Consider the following 8,905-nt stretch of genomic DNA (forward strand, 5'->3'; position numbering starts at 1 on the left):
GAACAATATCACCAGAAATATCTGGAAAGAAATCCTCAGGGATACTGTCATGTTGATTTAAGTTTGACGGACGATGAAGAATTCAAACACCTGAACAAAGAACAGTTTGAAATAACACAGCTTTCCATGACAGAACCTGCATTCAGCGGAGAATATGATGATTTTTTTGAAGATGGTGTATATGTTGATGTAGTAAACGGTGAAATTCTATTTTCTTCTGAAGACAAATTTGACTCAGGATGCGGGTGGCCTGCATTTTCAAAGCCAATTTCAGAAGATGTGATTACAAAAAACAGGGATTTTTCATATGGCACAACACGGGTTGAAGTCAGAAGCGCAAAATCAAATTCCCATCTTGGCCATGTATTCAATGACGGACCGGGAGGTTCCAAGCGCTACTGCATTAATTCGGCAGCCCTTAAGTTCATCCCCCAAAATGAAGTTGAAGATTATATCAAAAAAAGGAAAGGTTCAAATTAAAATTAAATAACATTAACGATAAAAGTATGATACAATGAATATAGAAGATATAAACCACCCAGAACTGAAAAATCATATCAATATGATTTATATGCATGGTGAAAACAAAAACCAGGATGCGATCGAAAAAACAGAAGAGATTATAAAGGAATACATTCAAGATAAATATTTTATAATATCAGTTGAGGATAATGAGCCTGTTAAAATCCCTTACGGCAATGACAATGAATATTTGGTTCCCATCTTTACCGATGCGCTCGAATACACTAACGGAATGCAGTACTATTCATTGAATGTGATGGATGAAAACAAGGATTATATTATCGAAAAGCTTGATTACTTCAAAAAATTAAAAGAAGATCCTAATTTCTTAGGATACATCGTAAACATTGCACGTGTAAGTTATATCATAAACATTACACTGATTTAACAGAATTTTTCTATTATTTCTTCAACTATTTCCTTAAATCTTTTTGAGACTTCATCGTCCGGATTTAATGTTGAGATAGTTGCTTCATTATTCGGTGAATTGGAAACTGCTTCTTCAATTGGCAAATCGCCCAAATATTCGATTTCCATTTCATCGGCAAATTTTTCACCATTTCCTTCACCAAATATATGGAGTTTTTCATCACAGTGAGGACATATGTAATATGCCATATTTTCAATAAGGCCTATTTGCTTAATGTTCATCATTTCAACCATTTTGACGCATTTCAAGACATCTTCCTGAGATACTACATTAGGGGTGGTTACCATAATTACCGCATCTGCATCAGGGATTGTCTGCAATACTGTCAATGGTTCGTCTCCGGTTCCAGGAGGGTTATCGATTATTAAAAAGTCAAGAGGTCCCCAGTATGCATCTGAAATCAGCTGCTTGATAGCTCCGGTTTTTTGCGGACCTCTCCAGATGATTGGCCTGTCAATGTTGTCGATTAAAAATGCCATAGACATTACTTTCAAACCGCTGGAAGTGACTACAGGAAACATTGAATGACTGTACTCTTGCTGTTTTGCTTTGATGAATTCAGCTTTTTCATCCTCACTTTCAAAGGTTTCCTTTGCCATTGCATTTTCGGTTATTTCCTTAAAGGTGTCAAACTGATATTGGTTGAATTCATTTTCATATATCTCCAAACCCAACATTTTAGGTATGTTAGGTCCGTGAATATCGGCATCCAGGATACCTGTTGAATAACCTAAGCCCTGTAGGGTTTCAGCGATATTTGCTGCAACGGTGGATTTTCCAACTCCACCTTTTCCACTCATAACAACTATTTTATGTTTAATCTGACCAAGATTTTTAGCTAATCTCAATTCTTGTTCAATCATTTGCCTTTGCTGTTCGGGAGTCATTTGGCCTCCGTGACCATGATGACCGTGACCATGTTCTGGCATATATATCATCTCCAAAAATATTTTTAATAAAAGTTATCTAACTAAATTTTTTACTTACCTCTTCAACGGCAAGGATTAATGGGTCTGTAACCATTGATACAGGAGGTGCGTAAGCGAATTCCATATTGCTCAAGTCAAAGCATGTCAAACCTTCAGTAATTGCCAAAGTCATGGTATCAATTCTTTCTGCCACCCTTTCTTCAGCTATGATTTGACATCCGATGATTGTTCCGTTACCATCACAGATAACCTTGATGTCCATAGGTTTGGCATTCGGATAATATCGAGCTCTTGTAAGAGCCTGTACCTTTTGCACAACAGGTCTGATTCTGTTTTGTTGAGCAAAACTTGTAGTATATCCTACAGCACCAAATTCCAATTTTCCAACTTTGGAAACCATTGAGTTTAAAACCGGATTGAATTTGGACTTTTTGCCGCAAATGGTACGAGCCAATGTTTTGGATTCACGGACTGCAGTGGTACCCAATTGGGAAATAGTATTTGAACCTAAAATCAGGTCTTTGGATTCAACACAGTCGCCTACAGCATATACGTCTTCAACGGAAGTTTCCATCCTGTCGTTTACCAGAACAGCCCATCTTCCGATTTCACAACCTGCCATACGTGCCAAGTCAAGTTCAGCACGAACGCCTGTAGCCATAATAACCATGTCGGCATCATAAATATCCTCATCGCCAAAGCATGCCTTTTCGACTTTTCCGTCACCTATCAGTTTGGTAATCGGTTTTCCTAAAACCACATTGATGCCTTCCATTTCAAGATACTTTACCAAAATGTCAGACATGTCCTTATCAAGAGACCTAGGTACAATTTGAGGTAACATTTCACTTAAAATTACATTCAAACCCTGTTTTTTAAGGGCATATGCAATTTCAATACCAATCAAACCTGCACCTGTGACAATAGCACTTTTGGCATCCTTCATTGCTTCTTTCACTCTAATACCATCATCAATATTTCTGATTCTGAATACTCCATCAAGCTCAACACCTTGCATTGGAGGCACGAAAGGATTACCACCAGTAGCTAAAACCAATTTGTCATAATCCATAACAGTCTTTTTACCGTTCTTTTCGTAAGTAACAGTCTTTTTGTCGCTGTCAACTTCGGTTACTTCCACTTCTGTAATTACGTCAATGTTCTTTTTCTTATAATCTTCAGGAGTTCTCATCACAATATCATCGAATGATTCGATTGTACCTGACAATACGTAAGGAATGGCGCATGGTGAATATGCTACCTTATTGTCTCTTGTGAGAACTGTAATTTCTATATCTTGATCTAATTTGCGAATATTTGAAGCTGTTGAGATTCCTCCAGCTCCACCACCTACGATTACTACTTTCATTATAACAAACCCATTAAAGATTTATACAGTATAATATATATAAAAAAATAATATAAAAAGATTAAGGTTAAGCCATGAGAGAAATTAAATTTGATTTAGAAAATAATCCCTTCATTAATTTTCAATCCGCCAGATATAATATGTCTGCAAGAATTAATGTGGAAAAGCTGTGGAATTGGTGTCATGAAAATGACAAGTCATTTTTCGTGATGAGTTTAGGCTGTTTAATGAATGCCACAAATTCAGTGGATGCCCTTAAAAGAAGAATAATTGACGGAAAAGTTATCGAATATGATTATCTTGATGGAGTAAGTCCAATCATGAATGAATCAAATGACATCTACCGAGAAATGAGAGTGAAAATTCCCCAGGAATTTGACGATATCATCCAGTGGCATGATTATGTGCGCCAGCTGATATCAGACATCTTAACAGATGCCAAAGACGGATTTTTCATTGAAATGGAAAATCGTGACAAGACCAACATCGCCAATTTCTCATGCATTCCCTGGGTGGACTTTGACATGATTACAAACTGTGTTGTGGATGGTAGCGCCATTCAACCATTGATAACTTGGGGAAAAGTAAACGAAAATTATGAAATGAGCATATCAATAACAGTAAGTCATATATTCGTCAACGGACGTGAACTAGGATATTTCTACGAAAACGCCCAAAAGGAATTTGACAATACCCTATTCGACTAACTTCATATTTTCCAAGCCAACTATGCATCTGTAGTCAAAAACTGTCGAAAGCATGAATCAACGACAAACTTCCTCAAAAATGGAATTTGAAATCTGCCTTAACTTCCATTTCCGCAATTATTTTTTTAAAGTCTTGTTAAACAGAAGCTATTGAGTCATTAATCAAAAACCACATCATTGAATCCGCCGATTAGATTATATGTTGCCAACTCAATTTTCGCACTGCATGAATGATTGGCCTATTCCTCTGCAGAAGATTCAATGTCTGTGGCCTCAAGTTTCATAATTACAGGCCTCAAACCATCATTGCATGAAACGATTGCAACACCAGGAGTCCTTATCCAGTCTGAATAATACCATATTTCACTTGCCCCATGTGCCAGAGCAAAAACATACTGATAAATTGCCTTCCATGCCTCATCACAGAAGTTTTCGGGTTTGGCATAATCCGCATAGTATAGTTCCCCCTCTTTCATCAAAGGACATGTTGAAAGTCCTTCAACACCATATTCGGCCGCAAGGTCTTCCTGAAGTGTAGTCTTCAAAATTGTAATCTTTACCTTTTTCATATTGAATAATCTATTTTAATTAGGTATAATGTTATGGGTAACCTAATGATGATGGAAATTTCCACACTACAAATCAAACCTCTGAAATAACAGTAACAATGAAAAACCTTTAAAAATCCAATAAAACTTACACCAAACAACAAATACCAAAGGCAAAACAGCATTTAAAAAAAAAAACAAACAAAAACTGAAATTAGAGATTAATTCAATCCCTAATTCCTTTTTTAAAATTAATAATACTTGGTGGCAAAAGATAAAATCATGACTGCCATGAATGCGATAATGAAAACCATCGCATATTTATCTATATTGTCCTTAAACCTTTCCAGCTGCCCTATCCTAAATGTTCCGATAACCGGGAACAGAGCAAATAACGGCACGAAATACCGTGCTGAAAGACCCAGATTTAACTTTCCGACACTTGCCCATGTCAAAAGCTGGATAAAGCATGTACCAACATATATCATCAGTACAATTAACAATGTTCCAAGCCGTGTCTTTTTATCGAATTTTACTTTTTTCGGATAGGCAAGCAGCATCACAGCCAAGAACAGCAATAATGTAGCCACTACCAAATGATAGCTGTCTGCATAATGTACCCTTTGAGCCGCTCCGAAGAAATTGAACATACCGTATAGAATCTTGGCTATGTTATATGTGAAAATTTGGGCAAAGAAATTTCCAATGAAACCAGGATGTGATAGGACATAGTTCATCTGTCCTGTCGGATCGAGGTATCGGAGCCTGGACCTCCAGGAATGCATCAATGCAGGTTCGGAATATCTGCTCCACATAACTCCCATTATTCCAACAAGAGCTATACATAGAATCATATATGGAATGATTTTTTTACCCTTTTCGAAGTTGTCGAATGGAATCAGCAGCAAGAAGAATATGAATGCCAGATACGGCAGCTTACAGAGACCCAGAATCAGACATAATGCCGAGAACACTACAACTTCCTTGACGCCAAGCGAGTTTTTCTCGGCCTTATACAGCGACAGGAAGTATGCAATGGCAAGTATTGCAAGACCTATTATCATGGAATCTATGCTTAACGAAGCCGCCTGATAAATCGAAATAGGTATGCACGAAACGGCAAGTATTGGCATTTTCAAAACTGGAGTCCTTCTAATAGCCAGCGATATTAATCCTGCATAAAAAATAAGATTAAAAATCCGTCCAAGCCACAGCATCCAAATCACATTCAAATCCAATAATTTGGCAATGTCCATACCTATGGCCTGAGGCAGGTATCCATAAAACGGATTTTGCTCGAATGCTGAAACGATTATTGTCGGCGTATAATCTATTTTTATCGAATCATAAGGCGTGTGAAATACAGTTCTACCTAAACTAACCGTCAAATCGTTTAAGGCTTCAATAGATACAAAACCTGCACCTTTATTATATACAACTGGCTTATGACCTACTGATACATTGTAAGCTCTGTCAACACCCAAATCCTCTCCTGTCCAATGAGGAATTATTATTCCTCTTGAAGTCAGCTCCACTCTTGCAAGATGTTCTGTTTCGTCACTTACATCACAAATCGGCACAATAAATGATGCACAAATCCCAAAGCATAGTATAATTACAAAGGCAACCTTGTACAATTCCTTATCCGAATTATGCATAAAATAATAAACAATGCAAAGAATGCCCAAAACCGCAACTATAAGAAATATATAAATTTCATAAGTAGGATCCAATACACTCCTATAAGTAATAGTTGAAAGGCCTAAAACAATTATTAAGACCAAATAGATCAACCAATACTTTTTCGATGAAATCAATACATCCTTAAATTCATTTAAACTCATTTTTCCCCTCAATTAATAATATTTAGTTGCAAAAGCCAGTATTAAAGTGGCCATAAAACCAATGATGAAAATCATTGCATATTTATCATAACTCCCCTTGAATTCATCCAGTTTTTTTATCCTGAACGGCACTATGATAGGAAGCAATGCAAACAGCGGTAAAAAGTACCTTGCACTGACGCCTATATTTGTACTTCCAACATCCGCCCATGTCAGCAGCTGAATGAAGCATGTTCCCACATATATCATCAGCAGTATTAGAAGTGAACCCACTCTTGCCTTGAGATTGAACTTTCCCTTATTCGGATAGAACAGCAATGTCAAAGCCAAAAATATCCATAGGAATATTGTAATTAGCGTATATTGGTCTGAATAATGGTTTGCACTGCCAGCTGCAAAGAAATTGAACAGACCGTTTACTGTAATTCCCAAAGTATATGTGAAAATCATCCTTAAAAAGTGCAAAATGGCCATCGGATTATTTATAAGATATTCAACCTGCAATGCAGGGTCCATATAATTAAGTTTTGATCTCCATGAATGCATCAAAGCCGGTTCGGAATAGGTACTCCACAAAAGACCTGCAAAGGCAACAATCAGAACACCCAAAAGCATGTATCTCATTATATTCTCATTTTTGAAATTGTCTCTAGGAACAAGCAATATCAAAAACACAAAAGCCAGATAAGGCAGTTTGCAAAGACCCAAAAGCAATGAGAGTCCGCAAAATAGTGCAACATGCTTAGTATCAAGGGATTTCTTATCCGCCTTATACATATACAGGAAATATGCTATTGAAAGTATCCCCAAACCGATTATCATTGAATCAATACTTACGGAAGCCGCCTGATAAATCGAAAGAGGTATGCAGGCAACGGCCAAAAGAGGAACTTTTAACACCGGAGCCTTTTTAATGGCCAGAGATATTAAAGCCGCATAGGAAATCAAATTGAATATCCTTCCAAGCCAAAGCATCCAAATTACATTCATGTCAAATAGCTTGGCTAAAAAAACACCAATTGCCTGAGGCAGGTATCCATAAAACGGATTTTGCTCAAAGGCAGACCCGTCAAGTATTGTTGATTGGGAAATTTTATCCGTATCACCGGGCGTTTCAAAAACCGTCTTTTCCCGATTCTGTAAGAAAAACATATGGCTTTCAGAGGTATTGAAACCTACATCCTTATTTAGGGCTGTGCTGTACTTTCCTTCAGAGGTATGATTGTACAATCTGGTGAGATTGTTCACACCACCTTCCCAATGAGGGAATGCAACCCCTTGAGAGGTTATTTCCGCCCGTGTAAGATGCTCCAATTCATCGCTGACATCTACAATAGGTACAATCAATGAAGACATCATTCCAAAACATAGTATGATTACAAATGCAACCTTATACAGTTCATTTTCAGAGTCATGCATGAAATAATAGACGATAGATAGTATACCTACGACTGCAACGATTACAAATGTGGCTATCACAAACTGCGGATTCTCGAAGTTCTTGGCAGAAAGTGTAGACATGCACGTAACAGCAATGAAGATTAAATAGATTAACCAATACCTTTTGGATTTTATAAAAACCCCACTAATATTCTCCAAATTCATTTTCCCAATTTTATTTTATTAGAAGATATTATATAAATATTTTGTAAATATATGAAAAAAAGAGAACAAAACCACTATTCATATCCGTTAAATTGTCAAAACATTAATTATAAAGGTAATAATGATTTAAATATCCGTTTTTAATTATCTGAACTATTCACATTTCCAATAGATTTTTATAGTGAGTTGAAAATTTAAATGAAAATCATATATTTTCTACCGATTTTTTCCGGTAAAATACTGCAGACAGTCCTAAAACAAATATAATAAGTATCATATCTATGATTAGTTCAAATTGAGTAGCATTCATAAACAGATCAATTATTCCAATTAACCAGATGATTACTAAAAATATCGGAAGGATATATTTGATGATTGCTGTCCAAATAACGCCAATATGAATTCTTGATTTTTCATTTAAAACAGGAATGACTTTTTCAGCACCATAATACCATCCGAATATTACACATTGAACTGCAATTAAAAGCAATATTCCAAACTTATTGACAAAGCCGTCTACAATTCCGACAAGATAACTGCTTATTCCACAGGTGAAAATCAGTGAACACAAACATCCGATAATACTCAGTATTGTCACTAGCTTTTTACGACTCATATGAGATTTTGATGAAATTGAAGCTAATATCGGTTCAAAGAATGCAAATGCAGAACTTATTCCTGCAAACAACACTGCCAAAAAGATTGAACTACCTCGACTTTGGAGAAGTCGAGGATTCTTACTTCACGGGCTGATACTCTCCCACGAGAGTAGGATTACCGTGCTATCCCCCCTGTTCCAGAGGTTCATTTTTTCATCGATTAAATCTGTTAATCCTTGTTTTAGAATGTTTTTAGCGGCGTTTATGTCTCGGTCATGTGTTTTTTGGCATTGTGGGCATTTCCATTCTGTTTCATATTTTAGGTCTTTGTTGTAGTGTCCGCAGTTGCTGC

General features: G+C 36.5%; 10 protein-coding genes. 3 read left to right on the top strand and 7 right to left on the bottom strand.

All coding sequences use genetic code 11. The features are described 5' to 3' along the window. Positions 1-63 precede the first annotated feature (63 nt). Together msrB and UIB65_RS02830 are read left to right on the top strand one after the other, a co-directional pair. Positions 64-480, top strand: coding sequence for a peptide-methionine (R)-S-oxide reductase MsrB (msrB, locus tag UIB65_RS02825; RefSeq protein ID WP_342674255.1), 417 nt, complete (start codon positions 64-66; stop codon positions 478-480). Between the two features lie 34 nt (positions 481-514). Further along, complete coding sequence (locus tag UIB65_RS02830) at positions 515-910, top strand: hypothetical protein (RefSeq protein WP_330039617.1); 396 nt, start codon at positions 515-517, stop codon at positions 908-910. On the opposite strand, the gene UIB65_RS02835 is transcribed toward UIB65_RS02830, so the two are convergent. Together UIB65_RS02835 and UIB65_RS02840 are read right to left on the bottom strand one after the other, a co-directional pair. After that, positions 907-1,881 (bottom strand): Mrp/NBP35 family ATP-binding protein, encoded by a 975-nt coding sequence (locus UIB65_RS02835; RefSeq protein WP_330039618.1) that lies wholly within the window; start codon positions 1,879-1,881, stop codon positions 907-909. The genes UIB65_RS02830 and UIB65_RS02835 overlap by 4 nt on opposite strands. A gap of 37 nt (positions 1,882-1,918) precedes the next feature. Beyond that, on the bottom strand, positions 1,919-3,250 hold the full coding sequence (locus tag UIB65_RS02840; protein WP_330039619.1) for an FAD-dependent oxidoreductase: 1,332 nt from the start codon (positions 3,248-3,250) through the stop codon (positions 1,919-1,921). Between the two features lie 74 nt (positions 3,251-3,324). Between UIB65_RS02840 and UIB65_RS02845 the strand changes: the two genes are divergently transcribed. After that, complete coding sequence (locus UIB65_RS02845) at positions 3,325-3,957, top strand: CatA-like O-acetyltransferase (RefSeq protein ID WP_330039620.1); 633 nt, start codon at positions 3,325-3,327, stop codon at positions 3,955-3,957. Positions 3,958-4,196: 239 nt separating this feature from the next. Here UIB65_RS02845 and UIB65_RS02850 read toward each other — a convergent pair whose 3' ends face one another. The 5 genes from UIB65_RS02850 to UIB65_RS02870 all read right to left on the bottom strand — a co-directional run. Beyond that, positions 4,197-4,526: a TIGR04076 family protein gene (locus UIB65_RS02850; protein WP_330039621.1), complete on the bottom strand. Its 330-nt coding sequence runs from the start codon at positions 4,524-4,526 to the stop codon at positions 4,197-4,199. A gap of 230 nt (positions 4,527-4,756) precedes the next feature. Continuing rightward, entirely contained in the window at positions 4,757-6,349 is a 1,593-nt protein-coding gene (locus tag UIB65_RS02855) for a DUF2142 domain-containing protein (RefSeq protein ID WP_330039622.1), read from the bottom strand. Between the two features lie 12 nt (positions 6,350-6,361). Then, entirely contained in the window at positions 6,362-7,870 is a 1,509-nt protein-coding gene (locus UIB65_RS02860; RefSeq protein ID WP_330039623.1) for a DUF2142 domain-containing protein, read from the bottom strand. 289 nt (positions 7,871-8,159) lie between these two features. Continuing rightward, positions 8,160-8,645 carry a hypothetical protein gene (locus UIB65_RS02865; RefSeq protein WP_330039625.1) on the bottom strand — a complete coding sequence of 162 codons (486 nt, stop codon included), beginning with the start codon at positions 8,643-8,645 and terminating at the stop codon, positions 8,160-8,162. Between the two features lie 51 nt (positions 8,646-8,696). Continuing rightward, the coding region (locus tag UIB65_RS02870; protein ID WP_330039624.1) for a zinc ribbon domain-containing protein at positions 8,697-8,905 on the bottom strand (209 nt) is incomplete at its 5' end.

The organism is Methanobrevibacter sp., assembly GCF_036307625.1.
Taxonomy (GTDB): Archaea; Methanobacteriota; Methanobacteria; order Methanobacteriales; family Methanobacteriaceae; genus Methanocatella.

What these genes read in the sequence shown, in the direction of transcription:
- UIB65_RS02860 (WP_330039623.1), bottom strand. Translation starts at nt 7,870, where the DNA reads ATGTCTACACTTTCTGCCAAGAACTTCGAGAATCCGCAGTTTGTGATA.
- UIB65_RS02845 (WP_330039620.1), top strand. Translation starts at nt 3,325, where the DNA reads ATGAGAGAAATTAAATTTGATTTAGAAAATAATCCCTTCATTAATTTT.
- UIB65_RS02830 (WP_330039617.1), top strand. Translation starts at nt 515, where the DNA reads ATGAATATAGAAGATATAAACCACCCAGAACTGAAAAATCATATCAAT.
- UIB65_RS02835 (WP_330039618.1), bottom strand. Translation starts at nt 1,881, where the DNA reads ATGCCAGAACATGGTCACGGTCATCATGGTCACGGAGGCCAAATGACT.
- UIB65_RS02840 (WP_330039619.1), bottom strand. Translation starts at nt 3,250, where the DNA reads ATGAAAGTAGTAATCGTAGGTGGTGGAGCTGGAGGAATCTCAACAGCT.
- UIB65_RS02850 (WP_330039621.1), bottom strand. Translation starts at nt 4,526, where the DNA reads ATGAAAAAGGTAAAGATTACAATTTTGAAGACTACACTTCAGGAAGAC.
- UIB65_RS02855 (WP_330039622.1), bottom strand. Translation starts at nt 6,349, where the DNA reads ATGAGTTTAAATGAATTTAAGGATGTATTGATTTCATCGAAAAAGTAT.